Below are 20,913 nucleotides of genomic sequence, written 5' to 3' on the forward strand. Positions count from 1 at the left end.
CCGGTCAGGACCGGCGGGACTGCTCCTCCTCCAGCACGTCCCGGGGGTCGAGGCTGCGCTCGGCCAGCGCGCGGGCGACGGCCGTCAGGGACCGGCGCTCCTTCTCCGCGTGGCGGCGCAGCAGGTCCAGCGCCTCGGAGAAGGAGACGCCCGCGTACTCCGCGAGGAGTCCCTTGGCCAGTTCTACGCTCGCCTTCGCGGAGACCGCGGCCTGCAGCGAGGTGAGCAGGTCGTGCGGGCGCCGGGCCTCGGCGGGCCAGTGGGTCAGGGCCAGCGCGGCGATGTCGCTCATGCCCTGCGCGACGGCGATGTCCTCGCTCGGCAGGGCCGCGCTGTCACGGTTGAGGAGGGACACCGCGCCGATCGGCCGGCCGTCCAGCCGCAGCGGCAGCACATGCACGGAGACATAGCCCGCCTCCAGCGCGTACGCCGTGTACCGGGGCCAGCGGGCCCCCTCGCGCAGATCGTCCGCGGTGACGATCTCGCCGCTGCGGAAGCAGTCGACGGACGGCCCCTCCTCCTGCTGCACCTGGAACAGGTCCAGTGCGAGAAGGTCCTCGTCGGAGGCGGTCATGTTGCGCAGGGCGCCCCGCGCGTCGGCCATCACCACGCCCACCGCGTCGACCGGCAGCAGGTCCGTGCAGTGCCCGCCGAGCCGGGTGAACAGGTCGAGCGGGTCGAAGCCCGCGGCCAGGGTGTCCGCGAGGTCCACGAAGGCGCGGGTGAGCCGCAGTTCCCTGTTCATCCGAGCCTCCTCGCACCGGCACGGCGTCGGCGCGCCGTTCGCCGTGCCCGGGACTTGTCAGTCACGCTCGAACCTCTTCCTGTGCCAGACCACATCGCGCGCCACCTCGACGGCGGTGCGGTTGTCCGCGAAGGCATCGGCGCGCAGCCGGGCCAGCGCCTCGTCGGCACCGACACCGAGCTGCACCATGATCATGCCGACGGCCTGGTAGACCTCGTCATAATCGGTGGCCAATCCGCTCAGCCAGGGCTCGTCTCCATCGGGGCCATTCTCCTCCCCGCGGGGCAGCGCCATCAGGGCTACGGTCATGACTCCGGCCACAAGTTGCGCGGTGCGCAGCTCGCGCGCTTCCAGGGCGCCGGGGACGTCCCGGTAGAGGTCGAGGGTGCCCACGCACACGGCGTCGTTGCCGAGCGGCATCGAGTAGACCGCCTGTACCCCGGCGGCCGTCGCCTCCCGGGCGAACATCGGCCAGCGGCGGGCGTCCCGGCCGTTGGTCAGGTCGTCGGCGAGCACGGGGGCGCCGATCGACGCGGCGTAGACACAGGGGCCGTCGCCCAGGGTGGCCTGGATCTCCGACAGCCGGGCGGCCTCGTCGCTGCTGGAGCTGAGCTGCACGGGCATGCCGTTGCTGCGCAGCGAGACACTCGCCCCGACCACGGGGAGCAGTTTGACGGCGACCACGCAGAGCCTGCCGGGGATCTCGGAGGCATCGGCGCCGCGGACCCCGTCCGCGATCAGGTCGGACGCCCGCACCCGGTCGTGCTCGCGTTCACGCTCGGCGTCCTGCCCCGACAGCCGCTTGTCGTCCAGCCTCATGTCGTCGTCGGGCGCACGCGCGCCCGAACCGCCTCCCGAGGCGGTGAACGGGCCAGGGTCGTCGCCGGCGGCGTCGCCGCGGTCGTCCTTCGGCCGCACGGCCACCGCCTCCTTCGCTCAGCGCGGCCATTATCCGCCATGGGCTCCGGAACCCGCTCACCCGAAGCGGGCGGCGCGACTCGTGGCGCACCCGCCCATGGGCACCGCCCGGCTACCCCTCGCCCTCAGGCCCAAACGCCTCGTGGCCCTGGCCGGGCAGGGGGGAGTTGCGCGGCAGGAGCGGCCGTACGGAGGGCGGCTGCCCGGAGACGCCCTGAACGAGGTCGGCGGCGAGGTCGCGCAGTTTGATGTTGCGGTGCTGCGAGGCCTTGGTGAGGATCTCGAAGGCCCGCTCGGAGGAACAGGCCTCCCGGGCCATGACGATGCCGAGTGCCTGGTCGATGACGGTCCGCGAGGCGATCGCGCTCTGCAGGTCCAGGCTGAACTGGAGCTGGCCCGCGAACTTCAGGGCCACGCCCAGCGCGCCCGAGGCGTGCCCCGCGAAGACGGCGGCCTGTTCGCGCACCGTCAGGTCGAAGCCGTACGGCTCGGTGGAGTACATGTTCAGCACGCCGGCGACCTGCTGCCGGGGCGCGGCCAGGGGCAGCGCGAACATGCTGCGCAGGCCGTACTCACGGGCGATCTCGGGGAACGAGCCGAAGCGGTCCTCCTCGTCGACGTCGTCGACGTGGTGCGAGGTACCGGTCCGCAGGGTCCGCAGACAGGGCCCGTCGCCCTCGTCGTACTGCCGCTGGTCGAACTGGTCCACGAGCTGGTGGCTGGCGGCCGCGGTGTAGGGGTGGGCGCTGTCCTCGGCCCTGAGGGTGATCGAGCAGTACACCGGCGTGGGCAGCGACGTCGAGGCGAGCCGTACGAGCTCGCGCAGGAAGTCGTCCAGCCGGTCGGCCTCCAGCAGCAGTTGCTGCAGTCGTGCCAGGGTCTGCTCACCGCGTGCCGGCCCGTCGGGCGGGGCCGCGGAGGATGTGTCCGTCACAAGGGCGTCCTTCCTCGGTGGTCCGGACCACGGGTACCCGCATGCGGTCTTCACAGACCGCGTACACCTTCTTTACGGTTGGCGGTGACGGTCAGGGAGCGGCCGCACAGCGTCGAACTGTGCCGGAGCCCCCATGTCCCCGCCCGTCCTCTCCGTCCCGCCCCGCCGGGGCCCGTGCCCCGAGCGGCGCCGTACCTCGTCCCTGTTCCCGCGTCGCCGACCGGGGCGTCTCCCGCCGTCCCGAGCGGGACGGGGACCTTCCGGGAGGACCGCGCTGAGGGAGCGGCGCATCCTCCACCGGGGCGGCCGCCGGCCACCGACACCGCGGCCGCCCCGGCCCCCGCTTCAGCGCTTCTCGTAGGGATCCGCCGGCTCCTTCACGTGCCGCACCTCGCTCGCGTCCACGACCGGCGGCCAGGCGCCGTCGGTGCCGAGCTTCCCCTTGGGGTACCAGGTGCCGGTGACAGTGACCCAGGTGTCGACCGGCGGGGCCCCGTCCGCGGCGCCCCGCACCTCGGCCTTGCTGGTCGTGGCATCGGCGGCGCAGCAGGTGACGAGGAGCCGGGTGACGTACCAGGTGCCGTCGTCTCCGTGGGTCACGAACCCGGTCATGCGGACCGTACGGCCCTTCAGCGAGTGCCCGCTGTCGTAGACCGCCCGCGAGCCGAACTCCCCGACGGTGAGCTCGACGGGGTCCCCGGCGGGCAGGGCCGGGAAGGCCCCGACGCCCTGGGCCGCCCGCTGCGCCGCCTCCCGCCCGGCGCTGTACGAACCGAGCGCGGGCGGCGGAAAGAGGAGCAGCGCGAGGGCGGGAAGCGTGAGCAGCCAGGCGACACGGGGGCCGGCGGCGCCGTGACCGTGTCCGTGCGCGTCGCCGTGCGCGTCGCTGTGCGCGTCTTCGTACGCGGCCCCTCGCACGTCGCCGTACGCGGCCTCGTACGCGGCCTCCCGCGCGGTCTCGCGCGCCTCGCCGTACGCGGCCTCCCGCGTGTCACCGCGCTCGTCTTCGTACCCGGCCTCCCGCGCGTCGCCGTACGCGGCCTCGTGCCCGGTCTCGTGCGCGTCGCCGTGCGCGTCTTCCTTCGGGGCCTCGCGCTCGGTTCGCCGTACGGCCGCCATCGCGGTGCCCAGCAGCACCAGCAGCACGCCGGACACCACCAGGTAGGGCCGCAACGCCGCCTGTACGTACCGCAGATACAGGTCGCTGAGCAGGGAGATCCGCAGCACCGCCGCGCCGACCAGGACGAGGAGCAGACAGGATCCGTACCGCCTCACAGCAGCCACCACCCCACGAGCGAGCTGCCGGCCACGGCGGTCACCCAGGTCACGGCCGAGAACCGGACGGCGAAGGCCCGCCCGAAGGTTCCCGCCTGGAGGGCGATCAGTTTGAGGTCGACCATCGGCCCCACCACCATGAACGCCAGCCTGGCGGTCGGGGAGAAGCCGCTCAGGGACGCGGCCACGAACGCGTCGGCCTCGCTGCACACGCACAGCACGACCGCGAGGACGGCCAGGAGCAGGACCGACAGCCAGGCCGAGCCGGTGAAGAGGTCGAGGACGGAACGCGGGACGACGAGGTTGAAGGTGGCCGCGGCCGCCGCGCCGAGCACCAGGAAGCCGCCCGCGTGCAGGAAGTCGTGCTGGAGTCCGGCGCCGAAGGCACGCAGACCACGGGCGGACGTGTCCGTGTGACGCCTCGGTGGCCGCAGCCACTCCTCGCGCCCGAACCGGGCCCACAGCCACCCCATCACCACGGCCGTGGCGAGGGAGGCGAGCAGCCGTCCCAGCACCATCCTCGGCTGGCCGGGGAAGGCGATCGAGGTCGCGACCAGCACCACGGGGTTGATCGCGGGCGCGGACAGGAGGAAGGCGAGCGCGGCCGCCGGGGCGACCCCGCGCCGCATCAGGCTCCCGGCCACCGGCACGGACGCGCACTCGCAGCCCGGCAGGACGACTCCCGCCGCCCCCGCGAGCGGTACCGCGAGGGCCTGGTTGCGCGGCAGGAGCCGGGTGAGGACCCGCTCCGGAACGAAGGCGCCGATCGCCGCGGAGACGACCGTACCGAGCAGGAGGAAGGGCACGCCCTGCACCGCGATCGCCGTGAAGACGGTCCACCAGGCGGCGACCGGCGGGGTGTAGAGGTCCAGGGCGAGGGTGGGCCCGAGGACCGAGGCGACGGTGACGATGGCGAGCAGCGCGGCGCCGCCGACGACGACGTGCACGAGGACCCGCAGAGCGAGCGCCGCGAGCCGCAGTCCGTCGCCCGCCGTCCTGTGGTTCTCCACGCGCCTGTCCCGCCCTCCGGTGTCCCCGCGCAGGCTAACCGGACATACCTGTGCGCAGGCCCGGAATCGTCACAGAGGTGGCTGTGCGGGTGCGGGTCCCAACGTGGTGGTGCCGGGGGCCGTACGGTGCCCGAGGCCCGTCCGGTACGCGTCCAGTGCCGCCTCCACCCGTCCCGTACGGCGAAGCAGATCGCCGAGCAGCCGGCACAGGTCGGCCAGGTCACCGGCGGCGCCCGCCCGCTCCAGGAGGCTCAGGGCGCGGACGTAGTGCTCCTCGGCGACCTCGGTGTCGCGGGCGTCCTCGGCGATGATCCCGAGGAGGCGGTGGGCGGCGGCGGAGTGCAGGGCGCCGCGCTCGGGGCTGAAGTCGCTGAGCACGTCGTGCAGGAGGGCGGCGGCCTCGTCGGACTTGTCGCGCCGGTGCAGTACGTCGGCCAGTTCGACGGCGACCTGGCTGGAGTAGAGGGCGGCCCGCTTGGCGGTCAGCATGTCGAGGGCCTGTCTCAACTCGGCCTCGGCGCGCTCCAGTTCACCGTTCTGGGCGTAGACGTAGCCGCGCATCCAGTGGCAGTTGGCGAGTTCGGTGCGCAGCTGGAGCTGGCGGTAGAGCTCGGCGGCCTTGGCGAGGGAGGCGTCGGCCTCGGCGAGGCGGCCCTCGGCGAGCAGGGTGCGGGCGACGGAGCGGTGCATCCGGGCGACGAGGGCGGGGTCGCCGGAGCGCGGGGCGAGCGCGAGGGCGAGTTCGGCGGCCTGGGCGGCGCGGGCGTGCGCCCCCATGTCCATGTAGGGGCCGATGACGCTCGCGTAGAGGAGGAGCAGGGCGTCGGGGTCGTGCAGTCCACCGCGGTTGAGCTCGTCGATGGTGGATTCCAACAGGTAGACGGAGTAGCGCAGTTCACCGGTGAGGTAGTGGGCCACGGCGCGTCCGCGCAGGGCGGGGACCCGGGCGGGCAGCGGTACGTCGTCGCCGAGGGCCTGTTCGGCCCGCTCGAAGTACCGCCGCGCCGCGCCGAGTTCACCCGTCTCCACGGCGCACTCCCCGAGCCCCAGCAGTGCGGCGGACCGTACGTCGGCGAGGTCCAGCGTGTCGGCCTCGGCGAGGAGGCCGGCGTACTGCGCGGCGGACTCCTCGGCCTCCCCGGTGGCGAGGGTGCGCTGGGCCTCGGTGAGCCTCAGACGCAGATCGGTGACGAGACGGGCCGGCCGCCCGGTCGTCAGCTCCTCGAACCCGACGCCGAGCCGGTCGGCGAGATGCCGCAGCGCGTCGTCGGAGGGCCGCACCCGGCCGGCCTCCAGGGTGGAGATGTAGGCGGGCGTGTAGGCCGGCTCGGCCAACTGTTTCTGGGTCAGCCCGCGTTCGACTCTGAGCTGCTGCACCCGCCTCCCGATGACACCCGGGTCGTCCCGCTCCGACATCGCCAACTCCCCCAGCGCCTCTTGCCGTTCGGCTCGCGCAACCCCTAGGTTAAACGGCGTATTAACCGTGCTTAATACGCTGCCACCGCCATGGATGCTCACCGCCATGGTTGCTGACCGCCACTGCTGCGAGGTCGCCGTGCTCGAACGCACCAGCACCACCGCGCGTTACACCAGGGGTTTCGCCGCCGCGGTCGTGACCGTGGCCACGCTGATCCTCGCGGCGAACGCGGGCCCGGCGAAGGCTTCCGAGCCGCACCCCGCCGGCCAGGCCACGCAGATGACGCCGCGGCACGCAGCCGGAAACACCGCGGACTGATCCCCGGGACAAGCCGGGGCCGCCCTCTCGCGGCTGGTCCACTGAGTCGGCGGCCATCCCGAGCAGCGGAACGCGAACCCCGCGAAGGCGTCCGAGCCGCACCCCGCCGGACAGACCACGCAGACGCGCCAGGCGGCCGCGAACACCGCGGACTGAGCCCCGCGACCAGCCCGGGCCACGACTCTGGACCGGCCCCGCGCGACCCGTCCGCCGTGTCAGGACCGTCCCGAGACCCACCAGGCAGGACAGGCAGCCGACGTGGCTCGTAGCCGGAACCCTGCGGGCTGAGCCGTGTGCCGGGTCCGGGACGGGGCGTGGGTCACCGCCCGGGACCGGGCCCGCATGGGCGGTTGTGCTGTGACGGAGACCATCCCGGGCAGCTCTCCTCCACCGCGCGAAGCGCCTCTACGGTGGGGGAATGTCCCCTCTGGCCAGGATCAGCAGCTCGTTCGCGCCGCGGTTCGCGGAGTTCGCGTTCGAGCCCGCGTTCGTGGCCGCCGTGGACCAGCATGTGGCCGAGCTGCGGGAGCGGCTCGACGCCAACCACGCCGGTCTGGTCCCCCGGCCTCCGCACCGCGAGGACCTCGCCGACTACGCCGTCGGTTTCCTCGACGCGCTCGGCGAGATCGACTGGCGGGAGCCCGTGGGGCACGACTACGCGGTGTGCCGCCTCACTGCCATCAGCTGGCTGGTGACGCGGCACGACCTGCTCGACCGGCAGTAGGTCCCCTCAGAGCTGGAACTCCGCGGGCTGCAGGCCCAGCGCCGCGCAGGCCTCCCGGAGGACCGACTGCTCCGCCTGGGAGAAGTGGCCGTCGGCACCGGCGATGACGATGCCCGTCTGGATCACCGCGCGCGCCTCGGTGGGCTTCTTGGCGGCCTTGGCGATGTCCTGGAGAGCTTCGGCCTTGCCCTGCGGGAAGTTGCGGGTGAGCTGGTCCACATGCTTGTGGAAACGGGTGCGCAGCTGCTCCGGCGGGAAGTTCTGCAGCACCTCGTTGCCGAGGATCAGCGACTCCATCTGCTGGATCTCGTTCCCGTCGACCTGCCCGTCCGCGGCGGCGACCAGGGCGCACATCGCCATGCTGGCGTCCCGGTAGGCGCCGCTCTTCAACTCGGTCTTGAGGGAGCCGAGCTGCGTCTTGAGCACACCGACGAGCTGGGCGCGCGAACCACCGCCGCGCGAACCGCTGCCGTGCGAACCGGCGGGGGGCGTCGCTCCGTACGGCGAACCGTGCGAAGCACCGCCGCCCTGCCCACCGGTCGTGGCGCGGCCGCCCTGGACCTGCTGCTGCAGGTTCTTGGCCTGGTCCTTGAGCCGGTCGAACAGTGCCATCGACGTCACCTCGGTACTCGTTGAGTGATCTCACCCCGGCAACGGCCGGGCCCGGGTAAAGGTTCCCCCAAGTCCGGCCGGAGTGCCGTGCTCCCCGATCACATGCCGTCGGGGTCCCGCATGTTCGTCCTACCGCCCGGCAGGTCCGTGCGCTCCTGGACCGGCTGGTTCCGCAGGGCGTCCTCGCGACCCGCCTGGTAGGCGGCCATGCTGCCCCGGGCCCGCATCGACTCGGTCTCCACCGTGGTCAGGGCCCGCTCCCAGCGCTGCCGCATCGGCTGGATCATGCCGCCGCCGACCCCGACGACCAGGATGCCCACGACCGTGGCGAGCGCCGCGTACAGCAGCGGCCGGGTGACGTCGCGCGCGATGCCCGCCTGGCCGAGGGCGGCGATGACGCCCAGCGCGATGATGCAGGCCCACAGGACGGTGGCGACCGTACGGCCGTAGGAGACGGACGACAGGGCGCCCGAGACGATGCCGCGGACCGCGTTGGCGATGGCCATCGCGACCACGACCAGCACCACGGCCACGATCGCCCGCGGCAGCCAGGAGACGATGCCGTTGATCATCGTGGAGACGGGGTTCGGGCCGAAGACGCCGAGCGCGAGCTGGAGGGTGACCAGCACCAGCGCGTAGTAGACGATCCGGCAGACGATGCCCGTCATGTCGTACGCGGAGTCCCGCAGCAGGCGGGCGGTGCCCGCGCGTTCGGAGAGGCGTTCGGAGCCGACCTTGCGCAGGACCCGGTCCAGGACGCGGGCGATCAGCTTCGAGACGAACCAGCCGATGGCCAGGATGACCAGGAACGCGACGAGTTTCGGCACGAACTGGGCGACCTTCGACCAGGCGTCGTCGAGGCCCTGCGTGAAGTCGATGGAAAGGGTGCTGGCCATACCGGCCTTCCTTCGGTGGGTGCCGTCCCCCTCCCTCGTGGATAGCAGCGGCACGCGCGCGGGGCCGCGCCCAACTGGGCCGAACGGGTCAACCGCACACGCGCTTGTACGGCACCTCCGGCACGTACGTCCGCCACTGGGCCCGGGTCAGCCCGGTACCGCCCGCCCGCGCGCACACCCTCGCCAGGGCCCGCTCCGGATCGACGGCGTACCGCTGGAGCGGGACGTGCGCGCCTCCCGCGTACAGGGTCGAGCCGTCGCCGCCGAAGGCGAGCGTGTCGATCTCCTCGCCGGGTGTGGTCAGCGGGCTGCCCAACGGCTGCTGGGTGGCGACGTCCCACAACTGCAGGCCGCCCGCCGTGCCCGCGACGGCCAGCGTGCCGCCGTCCGGGCTGAAGGCGAGCGCGCTCACGCCCTCGGGGTCGTCGGTGAGCGGGGCGGGGAAGACGTTGCGCAGGACCCCCTCACGGCGGGTGAGACCCCGCGCCCACAGGGCGACCCGCCCCGTGCCGTCGCCCGCCGCCAGCAGCGAACCGTCGGCGGTGAGGGCGAGCGCGCCGATCTGGTCGCCCTGGACGAGGTCGCGCCGGGTGGCCGGGCCCGCGGGCAGCCGGACGGTGCGGCCGTCGGCGACCAGGAGCCCGCCGTCGGGGCTGACGGCCAGGTGGGAGTCGGCCACGCCGTCGACCGCGGCCGTACGGCGTCGGCGGGCGACGTCCCACACCTCGTCGTCGACGACGCCGATCGCCGTGGCCCGGGCGGCGACCAGGGTGCGGCCGCCCGGGCCGAGAGCGAGGCCGATCAGCGCCCCGCCCGGCAGGTCCAGCGTGGTCACGGCCCGCCCGAGCCGTACGTCCCGCACCTCGACCGGCTGCGCCACCATGTTCCGGCCGGACTGCGAGACGCCGTAGGCGATCCGGGTGCCGTCGGGGCTGAAGGCCGCCACCGGCACGAGGTCGCCGGGCACGGTGGGCCGGGCGGGGTCGGCGGAGACGGGGACCGGCACCGGCGGGAAGGTGTGCAGGACACGGCCGTCGGAGGTCGCGCGGAGCTGGAAGACGTAGTGGGCGCCGGTGAGCCGGGCGGTGGCGTAGGCGCGGCCGTCCGGGGCGGTCCAGGTCCCGCCCACCGGGTCGGTGCGCCAGGCGGGGGTGACGGCGGCACCGAGGTCGAGGGTGTGGACGGTGCCGCCCTCGACGTACCGCAGGGTGCGGCCGTCGCGGTCCCAGCGCGGGCCGCCGTAGAGGTGCTGGTTGTTGAGGGTGTGCCGGAAGACGGGCGCGTCCGGGGCGGCGAGCCGCCATACGCGCACCTCCTCGTGGTCGGCGGTGGCCAGGAAGGCGCCGTCGGGGCTGACGGACACGTACTGCACACCGGAGTCGTCGAGGTCGGCGACCCGGCGGCCCGTACCGGTGTCCCAGACCCGCACTCCGCTGTCGGTGACGGCGGCCAGCCGGCCGGTGCCGAGGGCGAGCAGGGAGGTGGCCCCGTCGCACACGTGGTCCTTCCGCCAGGCCCCGGGCAGGACGCGGCCGGTCGAGGTGTCCCACAGTTGCGGGGTCCGCCCCGAGGGGCAGACGGCCACGCGTCCGCCGTCGGCGCTGACCTGGGGTTCCACCGTCTCCGGGGCGCTGGTCCCGAACAGCACCCGGCCGTCGGTGACCGAGCGCAGCCGTACTCGGGCGCCCTGCGAGGTGAGGAAGGCGCGGCCGTCGGCGGTGAAGTGGAGGTCGTCGACGTCTGGCAGGGTGGCGGAGCCGCCGGTCCAGCGGCCGGTGGCGGTGTCCCACAGCCGTACGGCCGAGTCGCTCGTGGTGACGGCGAGCACCCGCGCGTCCGGGCCGGCCTCCGCCACCGTTACCCGCGGCACCCGCCCGGAGCCGATGCGGCGGTGCGTGATCACGTCCCAGGTGCGCCAGCCGCCGCCGTTCACCCCGAGCAGGACGCGGCCGTCGGCGGCGAGCACGCGCCGGGGCTCGTCGCCGGGCGTGGGATCGGTGAAGGTGTCCGTCTCCGCCTGGGCCAGGGAGCCGAGCAGGGCGCGGCGGGTCTCGGGGAGTTCGGCCACCCGCCAGGCGGCCACGCCGAGCAGCAGCGCGGTGCGCGGGTCGGTGGTGCGCAGCGCGTCGGCGACGCCGGCGACCCGGCGGGCCGCGTTCTGGGTGCGCCCGCGCCGGTTGCTGTCGTACTCGTGGTAGACCGCGAAGGCCGTCAGCACGGCGATGGCCAGCACGGCGGACAGGGACCCGGTCAGGGCGCGGTGCCGGCGGCTGATCCGGGAGGCGGCCCGGCGCTCGCTCTCGCGGGCCCGGACCGCGGCGCTGAGGAAGGTCTGCTCGGTCGCGGTCAGTGCCGGGTCGGTGCGGTGGTCCGGGAACAGCTCCTCGGCGCGGGCCAGCCTGGTGCCCCGGTACAGGGCGCCGGGATCGCGGTCGTGCTCCAGCCAGGCGCGGGACGCGTCGGCGAGCATCCGGTGATGACGCAGCCGTTCGCGGTCCGCCTCCAGCCAGCCGTGCAACCGGGGCCAGCAGGTGATGAGCGCCTCGTGGGCGAGCTGGACGCCGTCCTCGTCTGCGGTCAGCAGCCGGGCACAGGTCAGCCGCTCCACCACCGCAGGCACATCCGGGTCCGCCCATTCGGCGAGCTCGGCCCGGCCGAGCGGGCGGCGGGTGTCGGGGGTGCCCTGGCCCGGCACGATCATCCGCAGCAGCAGGCGGCGGGCGGCGCGGGCCTGGGCCGGGGTCAGCGCGCCGTAGACGTCCTCGGCGCTCGCCGCGATCGCGCCGCGCACCCCGCCGGCGGACTCGTACGCGGCGAGGGTGAGCAGGCGGCCCCTGCGGCGGCGCCAGGTCTCCAGGAGGGCGTGCGCGAGCATCGGCAGGCCGCCGGGCTCGCCCCGGACCTCGTCCACCAGGCGGGCGGTCAGCGCCCGTTCGACGAGAGCGCCGACCGCCTGGGCCGGTCCGACCACCGCCTCCCGCAGTTCCCCGGCCGTCATCGGGCCGAGCAGCAGCCCGGCGCCGCGCAGGGCGTCCGCGAGGTCGCGGTGCTCGGCGCAGCGGGCGTAGAAGTCGGCACGTACGGCGACCAGGACGCGCAGTCGGCTCTCCGGGGCGCGCGCGGTGAGCAGCAGGTCGATGAAGCGGGCGCGCTCCTGGGGGTCGCCGCAGAGGGTGAAGACCTCCTCGAACTGGTCCACGACCACCCAGCTCTCCGGCTCCGCCGCGGCCGGGGCGAGGAGGTCGCCGTAGGTGGTGGCGGGTGTCGGGCCCGGTGTGAGGATCCGCAGCACCGCCGGCCGGTCCCGCTCCGCGATCTCCTGCCGGAGCCGGGGGATCAGTCCGGCCCGCAGCAGGGACGACTTGCCGCTGCCGGACGGGCCGAACAGCACGGCGAACCGGTGGTCGCGGACGAGCTCCCCGAGCTCCGCGATCATCTGGTCCCGGCCGAAGAAGAGGTGCTGGTGATCCGGTTCGAACCGGGCGAGCCCGCGATAGGGGGCCGGCGTCTCGGGCTGCTCCTCGGACGGGGACCCCGCGAGTTCCGCCTCCGCCTGCTGCCGGCGCGGCGCCCACTCCCGCGGGTCGGCCCCGCAGGCACGCACGTACCCCTCGACGACGGCGGACGAGGGCAGCCGTTCGCCCGCGGCGGCCTGGGACAGGGTCGTCGCCGAGAAGCCCGCCGCCTCGGCCATCGCCCGGTACGACGGACTTCCCGCCGCCCGGCGCAGCTCGCGCAGCTCGTACGCGAGCCGCTGGACGGGACCGGCCCCGGGGTCCAGGGCTCTCTCGGGACGCCCCATGCGCTCATGCCTCCAACACCCGACATACACCCGACACACCCGACACACACCCGACGAAAGCGACATCGGGCGCGATGACCCTACGAGCCGCCAGGAAACGGAACGGTGGCCCACGGGTGGCGGGCGGGTGTCATCGGATTGTCGACTTTCCTCGGGGCTCACGTTTCCGCAGGTCGGCGGAGGCGGGATTGATTGACCTGACAAAGCGGGGTGCCGAACAACTCCTCCTCCGACCAGTCTCGGAACCGCACCGCCCCGATCCGCCGGAGTCCCCCCGGTAGAGCACGACTGGAGAGCACCCCCCATGTTCAAGACACCCAGGAGCGGCAGGAAGTCCCGCCTCGGCCGAGCCGCCCTCGTCGCGGGCAGTGCCGCCGCCCTCACCGTCGGCCTGACGGGCAGCGCGAACGCCGGCATCCTGAACCCGCTCCCGTGGAGCGGCTCCACGTTCCAGAACAAGTACATGCCGTACTTCGACTACGACTCGGACAGCTGCTTCCCGGCGGCGGCCGTCGATGCGAACGGCAACGTCAACGGTGGCCTGTACCCCTCCGGCTCGATGACCGGCAAGTGCCGCACCAACCACCTCGGCAAGGCGAACACCTACGCGCAGTCGCGGTGCGAGCACGGCTGGTGCGCGTACGTGTACTCGCTGTACTTCGAGAAGGACCAGTGCGACCCCACCGGCATCTCCGGATGCGGGCACCGCCACGACTGGGAGTCCGTCGTGGTCTTCCAGAAGCAGGGCGAGGAGAAGCCGCGCTATCTGGCCGCCTCCCGGCACGGCGGCTACAGCACCCATGCGATCAACGAGGTGCCGATGAACGGCAACCACGTCGAGATCGTCTACCACAAGGACGGTGTCAAGGATCACCCCTTCCGCTTCGCCAAGTGGGGTGAGAAGCCGGTGGCCTGGGGCAACGGCACCTGGGACACCCCCGCGCTGGTCAACTTCGCCGGGCTGAACAGCACCCTGCAGGGCAAGCTGAACGACACGGCCTGGGGGCGCGCCAACTTCCAGCTCGGCAAGAACCTCATCAGCAACGTGAACAAGGCCCGCCCCACCGCGGTCCCCGCGTTCTGACACCCGGCCCCCTGACCGCGGCCGCCGACGCGCACTCCCCCCTTCGCGTCGGCGGCCGCTTCCATCCCCCGTGCCCCCATGCCCCCGTGCCCCGTGACACCGGGCCCGGCATGGTGGAGACGCCCGGACGAGTGACACGCTGACGTCCATGACCTCTGCCGCCGCCCGCACCGCCCTGGAGCTCACCGCGGACCTCCCGGTCCCCGCCCTGGAGGATTTCTACCGGGACCTGCACCGCCACCCCGAGCTGTCCTTCGAGGAGCACCGCACCGCGGCCCGGCTCGCCGAACAGCTGAGGGCGGCCGGCTTCGACACCGCCGAGGGCATCGGCGGCACCGGCGTCGCGGGCCTCCTGCGCAACGGCGACGGACCCACGGTCCTGCTGCGCGCCGACATGGACGCCCTGCCGGTCCAGGAGCAGACCGGACTGCCGTACGCGTCCCAGGCGCCCGGAGTCATGCACGCCTGCGGGCACGACCTGCACGTGACCTGGCTGGCGGGCGCGGCGAAGGCGCTCGCGGCGGGGCGGGAGACCTGGTCCGGGACGCTGCTCCTGGTCGGCCAGCCCGCCGAGGAGACCGGCAGCGGGGCCGCGGCGATGGTCGCGGACGGGCTCTACGACCGTTTCCCGCGCCCGGACGTACTGCTGGGCCAGCATGTGGCACCGGGCCCGGCGGGCCTGTACGCGCACGTGCCCGGGCTGATCATGTCGGCGACGACGGACGTCGAGATCGTGGTGCACGGCCGGGGCGGCCACGGCTCACGCCCGGAGACCACCGTCGACCCGGTCGTCACGGCCGCCTACATCGTCACGCGCCTCCAGACGGTCGTCAGCCGGGAGATCAAGCCGCGCGACCCGGCCGTCCTGACCGTGGGCCGCATAGAAGCAGGCACGGCGGCGAACATCATCCCCGCCACCGCCCGTATCTCCCTCAACCTGCGCACCCAGTCGGAGGCGGTCCGGGACCGGATGCTCGCCGCGATCCGCCGGATCGCCGAGGGCGAGTGCCATGCGGCGGGCTGCCCGCGTGAGCCGGAGGTGACCATGGGCGGCTCGTTCCCGGTCACCGTCAACGACCCGGAGACCGACCACCGGATCGCCGCCGTGCACCGCGAGGTCCTCGGCACCGACACCGTCTTCGACTCCGGCCCGGCGATGGGCAGCGAGGACTTCTCCCTGCTCGCGCTCGGTGAACTCCCGTACTCCTACTGGTTCGTGACCTCCACCCCGGCCGCCACCTGGGAGGCGGCGCCGGGCGCGGACCTGATGGAGAAGTTCGACGCCGTCCCCAGCAACCACAGCCCGCAGTTCGCCCCCGACCTGTCGACGGTCGCACCGGGGGTGCGCACCCTCGTCTCGGGGGCGCTGGCGATGCTCGGTTAGAACGGCGTCGCCTGCAACTCCCGCAGCTGCTTGCGCACGTTCTCCAGCGCACCGGGGCGGCGGCCGGGAACACGGGCACGCAACTGCGCGAGCAGGGCGCCGAGTTCCTGGGCCCTGGCCTTGTCGCGGACCTGCCCCCACTGGTGGTGGGCCCGGTCCACGGCCTTCTCCACGGCCACCGAGTCCGGCGCCTGCCCGGCACCCAACCGCGTCTCCGCCACCGTCAGCCAGACCCGGCAACTGCGCGCCGGATCCCGGGCGAACATGGCGAGATCCGCCCGGACCTCCGCCCAGTGCAGAGCCTGCTCCGAGGCCTCCCCATGAGCCCCCGCCGCAGCCCGCTCATGCGCCAGCGCAAGCACCTCAGCATCCTGATGCCGCCCGGCCTGCACGGCGGCGGTGAGCTGGGTATGGGGGTCCTGCGGAGGTGCCTGCGGCGGCTGCGGAAGGTTCTGGGACGGTACTTGCGGCAGTTGCGGCGGGTTCTGGGACGGTACTCGCCCCGGCACTTGCCGAGGAGCCTGCCCCACACCCACCGGCCCGTCCGGCGCTTGCCCAGGAGCCTGGCCCCCACCAACCAGCCCGTCCGGCGCTTGCCACGAAGGCCCGCCCGCACCCCCCAGCCCCTCCGGCGCTTGCCACGAAGGCCCGCCCGCACCCCCCAGCCCCTCCGGCGCTTGCCACGAAGGCCCGCCCGCACCCCCCAGCCCGTCCGGCGCTTGAGGACGAGGCCGTTCAGGCCGATACGGGGGTCTGGGGGCGAAGCCCCCAGGGACACCGGCCACCGAAGCAGACGGCACCGTCAACACAAGGTCCCCGTACGCCTCAGGCCCCAGCCGCCCGAACGCCTGCTGATGCAACTGCTCAACCGGCGGACGCCACCCGCTGCGCAGAATCGTCCCCAACGTCCGCATATACGCCGGCAAGGCCACCGCACGCCGCGACGGCGGCGGCGCGATCCGCCCGAACACGGCGTTGTTGCGCCCAGAGTCGAGCGCATGCGTCCGCAGCCACCCCCAGGCGTCCGCGTCGGCGTGCAGGTCGAGGAAGAGCGTCGTACTCCCCGGCGTCCGCAGCCGGAACTCCTCGCGGATCCACTGCCAGGGCAACGCGGTGTAGCGGACGGTGGCCGGCGTGGTGCGGGCCAGCGCGAGGTGGGGCAGGTGCTGACGGCGGTCCAGGGCGAGCTGGCCGGTGACGAACACGGTGAGCGGCCCCGGCGTGGCCGCGACGGCACGCAGCCGGGTGAGGACGGCCTGCGGTTCCAGGGGGTCGGCGAGCTCGACGACGTTGGCCGTGTCGGTGCCGGAGAGCACGGCGGGCGGCACGGCGGCGAGGACGGGAAGCACGGACGCCGCGTCCACCAGACAGCTCCTGCCCACCGGTGAGGCGGCGAGCAGCAGCACGGTCCCGGGCATCGGTCCCTCCCCATCCCCCGTCGATCACGTACCGCAGCACGGTAACCGGTCCGGCCGCGAAGGGGAGTTCCCAGGACGCCGAACGTCCCTTTCCTGCCCGCTCGTCGGACCTGCGCCGCCATTCGACTTGCCAGTGCCCGCGCCCAGGTGTGCTCTGGTAGTCGGGGGCGAGGAGAGAGGAGTCCTCTCATGGCTCATGCGGCACCCGTCGGCACGATGACCGGGCCGGCCCGCACACCCGACGTGTTCAGCCCGAGAATCCACCTGGCGGCCCGCTACGGCGTCCCCGTCGTGCTGGGTCTCGTGTACGGCTACTGGGCCGCGGCGAACCGCCGCAGCGGCGGGCCGATCACCGGCTGGAACCTCCTGTTCGGCTTCACGACCGCGCTGGCGTTCATCGTGCTGTGCGTGGCGGTGGCCACGTTCGCCCCCCTGCTGAAGCGGGAGCTGCACTCGGGGGTCAAGTCGGCCTTCGCCGGTGCGGCCGTCGGGTTCCTGTACAGCCAGAGCGGCGAGAGCGTGCTGCGGTCGACGGCGCTGGGACTCGCGGTCACGGCGGGAGTGTTCCTGGTGTTCTTCTACCGCTACTACACGCACGAGGACGGTGAGGGAAACCGGATCCGCTAGAGCTCGCCCGACACACGTGGACCCCGGCCGACTTCCCGCCGGGGTCCGCGCGTTCCCTCATCCCTCCGCTCACCGGACGCCCGGGATCCAGTCCCAGACGTCCGACGAGGATCCGGTCGCGCTCCAGGTCCAGGAGCCGGAAACGCTCCAGGAGACGGAGCCGGAAGCTGCCCAGGAGTCGGAACCGGAGTTCCAGCTCGGGTCGTTCCAGTCGGCGTTGCTCCAGTCGTCGTTCTTCCACTGCGGGCACGGATCGGCACAGGTCGGCACGGAACGCCGTCCGGTGTCGACGAACTCGGCGCTGACCCAGCCCTGGGCGCCGGTGAACCAGTACCAGTACGGGTTGCCGTCGACGCTCTGCCCGCGGACCATGCACTCGACCCGGTCCTGACTGCCCGGTGAGAGCCGGTCGACGACGGCGGAGTGGGTGGTGGGCTCGGCCCGCACGTTGAGCGCGGTACGGGAGACGATGGTGCCCCAGATCGGACCGCCGCCACCGTGGCCTTCGGCGTGGGTGGGCGGGGCTGCCGCCGCGAACGTGCCCACCGCCGTGACGGCGAGCGTTCCGCCGGCGAGCATGGCCACGGCCAGGGTCCGCAGGGCCGTAGTGGTGCGCATGGTCGGCCTCCTTCTTCCCCTTGATCCATGAGACACCCGTTCGGGTGAACCCTCCACCGGAGGACGGAGCAGCCGTTCCGGCAGGAGCCGCGGCGGGCCGCCACCCGTTCGGCGGACGGTGTGCGCCCGGATGCACGCGCGCGGCTCGCGCCCCGGCCCCGGGCGGCCTTGCCTGGAAGGGTGTCCACCCGACTGAGGACCGCCCTGTCGGCCGTACTGATCGCCCTGGCCTGTCTCCTCGTGCCCTTCGGCGCGCTGGCGGCCTGGGTGGTGTACGGCCTCGCCGACACGGGCCGGTACGTCACCGCGATGGCGCCCCTGGCCGCCGACCCGGCCGTACGGGACGCCGTGGAGGGCGAGGTCGGCGAGCCGCTGCGGCCCTTCGTGCACGACTTGGCCCGCACCCCGGCCTACCGCACCGCCTGGGACGCCGGCAACCGGGCCGTCCACGACGCCGTACTGGACGCCCTGCACGACGACAGCCGCCGCGAGGTGCGCGTCGATCTCGCCGAGGTGGAGCAGCAACTGCCGTACGGGCAGCCGTCGTTGGATCTCCCCCACACCGAGGTCGCCGTGCTCCCGGCCGCCGAACTCGACCGCCTGAGGAAGGGCTACGACGTGCTCGAAGTCGCCGGTTTCTGGCTGCCCGTCACGGCCGCCGTCCTCGCCGTCGCCGGTATCGCGGTGGCCGCCTGCCGCCGCCGCGCCCTCACCGCGACCGCCCTCGGCACCGCGCTCGGCGGTGCGCTCCTCGGCCTGGCCGTCGCCGTCGGCCGCCACCTCACCCTCACCGACCTGCCCGACCCGGTGCACCGCCCGGCGGCGGGCGCGATCTACGACGCCCTGACGGTCACGCTGCGCCAGGCCTCCTGGCTGCTGGTCGCCGTGGGCCTGACGGTCGCCCTCGGGGCGTGGCTCAGCGGCTGTGTCCGGGTGCGGGGCGGGGCGCCCGAGGCCGAGCCGCTCATCGCCGACCCACAGGTTGCTGACCTGAACATGACCATGACGTCATCGAATGATCTCCCTGGCGCCACCCGGCCCACGGCAGGGCCGACCAGCCTGGGTTGACGACGGCCGCCGGCACGGAGCCGGCGGCTGCCGTCACCCAAGGAGAACCCCCCGATGATCCGTCCCACCACGAGTCCCACCGTGGGTCCCACCGCGCGCCTCGGCGCCACAGCCGTCGTGTCCGCCCTCGCTCTGTCGCTCGCCGCCGCCCTGCCCGCCCAGGCCGCCGACTCGACCGTCACCGAGGCCCAGTGGCTGTCCGACGTGGCCGCCGTCACCGGCCCCGCGCAGACCTACGTCGACGGGCGGGCCGCAGCGAACACCTCGGGTGCCCGGCAGGCGATCGTGCTCGACATCGACAACACCTCGCTGGAGAGCCACTTCGAGGGCGTCGGCACCAGCACCCCCGCCACCCCACCGGTCCTCGCCCTGGCCCAGGACGCCCATGCGAAGGGCGTCAGCGTCTTCTTCATCAGCGCCCGCAGCAACCTGTTCGACTCGGTGACCACGTCGAACCTGACGAAGGTCGGTTACCCGGTCGACGGGCTGTACGCGCGGACCGTCGCACAGCTGGTGACGGAGTCCGTCGCGGACTTCAAGACCTCGCAGCGCAAGGCGATCGAGGCGAACGGCTACGACATCCTCGCGAACATCGGCAACAACACCACCGACCTCACGGGCGGTTACGCCGACGCGACGTACAAACTGCCCGACTACGACGGCCTGCTGGACTGACCCGCGCCCCGCGAGGCGAGCTCGGCGAGCGTGCGCAGCGCCCGCTCCAGGTCCGCCGGGGGAGCCGAGGCGAGCCCGAGCCGTACCGCGTCCGGGGTGCGGCCGGGGTCGACCGCGAAGGAGGGGCCGGGCGAGACCGCGATGCCGAGCGCCGCCGCGGCGGCCGTGAAGGTCTCCGACCGCCAGGGCGCGGGGAGTTGCCACCAGGCGTAGTAGGCACGCGGATCGGACCGTACGGCGAACCCGGCCAGGCACCGGGCCAGCACCCGCTGTCGGTGCGCCGCGTCGGCCCGCTTTGCCCGGACCAGCCGCGCCACGGTCCCGTCCGTCATCCACCCGGTCGCCGCCTCCAGCGCGAACCGGCCCGCACCCCACCCGCCGGAGCGGACGGCGTCCGCCACCGCCTGCACCCGCGAGGGCGGTACGACGAGGAAGCCGACGGTGAGCCCGGGCGCGACCCGCTTGGAGAGACCGTCGACGACATGGACGAGACCCGGGGCGTGGGCCGCGAGCGGGTCGTCGGTCTCCGCGAGGAACGACCAGATGCGGTCCTCCACGACGGGCAGGTCCAAGTCGCTGACCGCGTCGGCGAGTTGATGTCTGCGCTCGGGGCTGGTCGTCACCGAGGTCGGATTGTGCAGGGTCGGCTGCACATAGAGGGCCGACAGGGGAGCCGTGCGGTGCGCGGCCACGACCGCGTCCGGGCGCAGTCCGTCCTCGTCGGTGGCCAGCGGCACCAGCGTGATGCCGAGCCGCGCCGCGATCTCCACGACCACGGGATACGTCAGCTCCTCGACCCCGACCCGGCCGCCCGGCCGCACCAGGGAGGCGAGGGCGGCGGCGACGGACTGGCGGGCGTTGCCCGTGAAGAGGATCCGGTCCGGGCCGGGGCGCCAGCCGGGGGTGGTGAGAAGGGCGGCCGTGGCCTCCCGGGCGGCCGGGGTGCCGTCGGCGGCGGCCGGGCGGAGGGCCTCGGCCAGGACGTCGGGGCGCAGCAGGGGCGCGAGCGTGGCGGCGAGGAGCTCGGACTGGCCTTCGACGGACGGGTAGTTGAGCTCCAGGTTGACGGCCGCCCCCGCGTCCTCGATGAGCCCCCTGCCGGGCCGCACGGGCGGGGTCGTACGGACGAAGGTGCCGCGTCCGACCTCGCCGACGACCAGCCCCCGCCGTACGAGTTCGCCGTACGCCCGTTCCGCCGTCGACGCGGCGATCCCGTGCCGGCGGGCGAACTTCCTTTGCGGGGGCAGGCGTTCGCCGGGTCGGAGCCGTCCGGCGCTGATGTCGGCGGCTATGCGGTCGGCGATGCGCCGGTAGTCGTGCACGGGTCCCCCTGTGATTGCACCGAGGGCAAAGATCTTATTGCCCCGAGCCGAAAGACCGACCTAGGG

19 protein-coding genes are annotated in these 20,913 nt (G+C 73.6%); 7 read left to right on the forward strand and 12 right to left on the reverse strand.

Annotated features, from left to right (window positions below):
- Positions 1 to 4 precede the first annotated feature (4 nt).
- From ACFYRX_RS14370 to ACFYRX_RS14395, 6 genes are all read right to left on the reverse strand, one after another.
- On the reverse strand, positions 5 to 745 hold the full coding sequence (locus ACFYRX_RS14370; RefSeq protein WP_389099335.1) for a GAF and ANTAR domain-containing protein: 741 nt from the start codon (positions 743 to 745) through the stop codon (positions 5 to 7).
- Between the two features lie 57 nt (positions 746 to 802).
- Positions 803 to 1,669 (reverse strand): GAF and ANTAR domain-containing protein, encoded by an 867-nt coding sequence (locus ACFYRX_RS14375; RefSeq protein WP_389099336.1) that lies wholly within the window; start codon positions 1,667 to 1,669, stop codon positions 803 to 805.
- 106 nt (positions 1,670 to 1,775) lie between these two features.
- Positions 1,776 to 2,597: an ANTAR domain-containing protein gene (locus ACFYRX_RS14380; RefSeq protein ID WP_389099338.1), complete on the reverse strand. Its 822-nt coding sequence runs from the start codon at positions 2,595 to 2,597 to the stop codon at positions 1,776 to 1,778.
- A 345-nt stretch (positions 2,598 to 2,942) separates the two neighbouring features.
- A complete protein-coding gene (locus tag ACFYRX_RS14385) occupies positions 2,943 to 3,872 on the reverse strand; it encodes a TIGR03943 family putative permease subunit (protein WP_389099340.1) in 930 nt (309 codons plus the stop codon).
- Entirely contained in the window at positions 3,869 to 4,882 is a 1,014-nt protein-coding gene (locus tag ACFYRX_RS14390) for a permease (protein WP_389099342.1), read from the reverse strand. Before ACFYRX_RS14390 ends, ACFYRX_RS14385 begins: the two co-directional genes overlap by 4 nt.
- Positions 4,883 to 4,951: 69 nt before the next feature.
- The gene (locus tag ACFYRX_RS14395) at positions 4,952 to 6,298 is read right to left on the reverse strand and encodes a tetratricopeptide repeat protein (RefSeq protein WP_389099343.1); all 1,347 of its coding nucleotides are present in this window, start codon (positions 6,296 to 6,298) and stop codon (positions 4,952 to 4,954) included.
- Positions 6,299 to 6,437: 139 nt separating this feature from the next.
- Here ACFYRX_RS14395 and ACFYRX_RS14400 point away from each other — a divergent pair, with 139 nt between their 5' ends.
- Positions 6,438 to 6,617 (forward strand): hypothetical protein, encoded by a 180-nt coding sequence (locus ACFYRX_RS14400; RefSeq protein WP_389099996.1) that lies wholly within the window; start codon positions 6,438 to 6,440, stop codon positions 6,615 to 6,617.
- A gap of 418 nt (positions 6,618 to 7,035) precedes the next feature.
- Positions 7,036 to 7,341 carry a DUF6401 family natural product biosynthesis protein gene (locus tag ACFYRX_RS14405; protein WP_389099345.1) on the forward strand — a complete coding sequence of 102 codons (306 nt, stop codon included), beginning with the start codon at positions 7,036 to 7,038 and terminating at the stop codon, positions 7,339 to 7,341.
- Between the two features lie 6 nt (positions 7,342 to 7,347).
- Here ACFYRX_RS14405 and ACFYRX_RS14410 read toward each other — a convergent pair whose 3' ends face one another.
- The 3 genes from ACFYRX_RS14410 to ACFYRX_RS14420 all read right to left on the reverse strand — a co-directional run bounded on the left by ACFYRX_RS14410 (position 7,348) and on the right by ACFYRX_RS14420 (position 12,651).
- Positions 7,348 to 7,953: a tellurite resistance TerB family protein gene (locus ACFYRX_RS14410; RefSeq protein ID WP_389099347.1), complete on the reverse strand. Its 606-nt coding sequence runs from the start codon at positions 7,951 to 7,953 to the stop codon at positions 7,348 to 7,350.
- A 98-nt stretch (positions 7,954 to 8,051) separates the two neighbouring features.
- The gene (locus ACFYRX_RS14415) at positions 8,052 to 8,849 is read right to left on the reverse strand and encodes a hypothetical protein (RefSeq protein WP_389099349.1); all 798 of its coding nucleotides are present in this window, start codon (positions 8,847 to 8,849) and stop codon (positions 8,052 to 8,054) included.
- 88 nt (positions 8,850 to 8,937) lie between these two features.
- Positions 8,938 to 12,651 carry a hypothetical protein gene (locus ACFYRX_RS14420; RefSeq protein ID WP_389099351.1) on the reverse strand — a complete coding sequence of 1,238 codons (3,714 nt, stop codon included), beginning with the start codon at positions 12,649 to 12,651 and terminating at the stop codon, positions 8,938 to 8,940.
- Between the two features lie 304 nt (positions 12,652 to 12,955).
- Between ACFYRX_RS14420 and ACFYRX_RS14425 the strand changes: the two genes are divergently transcribed.
- Positions 12,956 to 13,735: an NPP1 family protein gene (locus ACFYRX_RS14425; RefSeq protein WP_389099353.1), complete on the forward strand. Its 780-nt coding sequence runs from the start codon at positions 12,956 to 12,958 to the stop codon at positions 13,733 to 13,735.
- A 148-nt stretch (positions 13,736 to 13,883) separates the two neighbouring features.
- On the forward strand, positions 13,884 to 15,119 hold the full coding sequence (locus ACFYRX_RS14430; protein ID WP_389099355.1) for an amidohydrolase: 1,236 nt from the start codon (positions 13,884 to 13,886) through the stop codon (positions 15,117 to 15,119).
- On the opposite strand, the gene ACFYRX_RS14435 is transcribed toward ACFYRX_RS14430, so the two are convergent.
- Positions 15,116 to 16,537, reverse strand: coding sequence for a hypothetical protein (locus ACFYRX_RS14435; protein ID WP_389099357.1), 1,422 nt, complete (start codon positions 16,535 to 16,537; stop codon positions 15,116 to 15,118). The genes ACFYRX_RS14430 and ACFYRX_RS14435 overlap by 4 nt on opposite strands.
- A 189-nt stretch (positions 16,538 to 16,726) precedes the next feature.
- Here ACFYRX_RS14435 and ACFYRX_RS14440 point away from each other — a divergent pair, with 189 nt between their 5' ends.
- Positions 16,727 to 17,164: a hypothetical protein gene (locus tag ACFYRX_RS14440; protein WP_389099359.1), complete on the forward strand. Its 438-nt coding sequence runs from the start codon at positions 16,727 to 16,729 to the stop codon at positions 17,162 to 17,164.
- A gap of 69 nt (positions 17,165 to 17,233) precedes the next feature.
- On the opposite strand, the gene ACFYRX_RS14445 is transcribed toward ACFYRX_RS14440, so the two are convergent.
- Positions 17,234 to 17,782, reverse strand: coding sequence for an SH3 domain-containing protein (locus tag ACFYRX_RS14445; protein ID WP_389099361.1), 549 nt, complete (start codon positions 17,780 to 17,782; stop codon positions 17,234 to 17,236).
- 180 nt (positions 17,783 to 17,962) lie between these two features.
- Here ACFYRX_RS14445 and ACFYRX_RS14450 point away from each other — a divergent pair, with 180 nt between their 5' ends.
- Together ACFYRX_RS14450 and ACFYRX_RS14455 are read left to right on the forward strand one after the other, a co-directional pair.
- Complete coding sequence (locus ACFYRX_RS14450; protein WP_389099363.1) at positions 17,963 to 18,850, forward strand: hypothetical protein; 888 nt, start codon at positions 17,963 to 17,965, stop codon at positions 18,848 to 18,850.
- A 54-nt stretch (positions 18,851 to 18,904) separates the two neighbouring features.
- A complete protein-coding gene (locus ACFYRX_RS14455; protein ID WP_389099365.1) occupies positions 18,905 to 19,525 on the forward strand; it encodes an HAD family acid phosphatase in 621 nt (206 codons plus the stop codon).
- On the opposite strand, the gene ACFYRX_RS14460 is transcribed toward ACFYRX_RS14455, so the two are convergent.
- A complete protein-coding gene (locus ACFYRX_RS14460) occupies positions 19,504 to 20,847 on the reverse strand; it encodes a PLP-dependent aminotransferase family protein (RefSeq protein ID WP_389099367.1) in 1,344 nt (447 codons plus the stop codon). The two genes, ACFYRX_RS14455 and ACFYRX_RS14460, sit on opposite strands and share 22 nt — an antisense overlap.
- Positions 20,848 to 20,913 lie beyond the last annotated feature (66 nt).

The organism is Streptomyces sp. NPDC005374 (assembly GCF_042872225.1).
GTDB lineage: Bacteria > Actinomycetota > Actinomycetes > Streptomycetales > Streptomycetaceae > Streptomyces.

Bases quoted from the DNA above. Each gene is read 5' to 3' on its own strand.
- ACFYRX_RS14445 (WP_389099361.1), bottom strand. From the start codon at position 17,782: ATGCGCACCACTACGGCCCTGCGGACCCTGGCCGTGGCCATGCTCGCC.
- ACFYRX_RS14455 (WP_389099365.1), top strand. From the start codon at position 18,905: ATGATCCGTCCCACCACGAGTCCCACCGTGGGTCCCACCGCGCGCCTC.
- ACFYRX_RS14430 (WP_389099355.1), top strand. From the start codon at position 13,884: ATGACCTCTGCCGCCGCCCGCACCGCCCTGGAGCTCACCGCGGACCTC.
- ACFYRX_RS14405 (WP_389099345.1), top strand. From the start codon at position 7,036: ATGTCCCCTCTGGCCAGGATCAGCAGCTCGTTCGCGCCGCGGTTCGCG.
- ACFYRX_RS14370 (WP_389099335.1), bottom strand. From the start codon at position 745: ATGAACAGGGAACTGCGGCTCACCCGCGCCTTCGTGGACCTCGCGGAC.
- ACFYRX_RS14440 (WP_389099359.1), top strand. From the start codon at position 16,727: ATGGCTCATGCGGCACCCGTCGGCACGATGACCGGGCCGGCCCGCACA.
- ACFYRX_RS14395 (WP_389099343.1), bottom strand. From the start codon at position 6,298: ATGTCGGAGCGGGACGACCCGGGTGTCATCGGGAGGCGGGTGCAGCAG.
- ACFYRX_RS14415 (WP_389099349.1), bottom strand. From the start codon at position 8,849: ATGGCCAGCACCCTTTCCATCGACTTCACGCAGGGCCTCGACGACGCC.
- ACFYRX_RS14435 (WP_389099357.1), bottom strand. From the start codon at position 16,537: ATGCCCGGGACCGTGCTGCTGCTCGCCGCCTCACCGGTGGGCAGGAGC.
- ACFYRX_RS14410 (WP_389099347.1), bottom strand. From the start codon at position 7,953: ATGGCACTGTTCGACCGGCTCAAGGACCAGGCCAAGAACCTGCAGCAG.
- ACFYRX_RS14420 (WP_389099351.1), bottom strand. From the start codon at position 12,651: ATGGGGCGTCCCGAGAGAGCCCTGGACCCCGGGGCCGGTCCCGTCCAG.
- ACFYRX_RS14425 (WP_389099353.1), top strand. From the start codon at position 12,956: ATGTTCAAGACACCCAGGAGCGGCAGGAAGTCCCGCCTCGGCCGAGCC.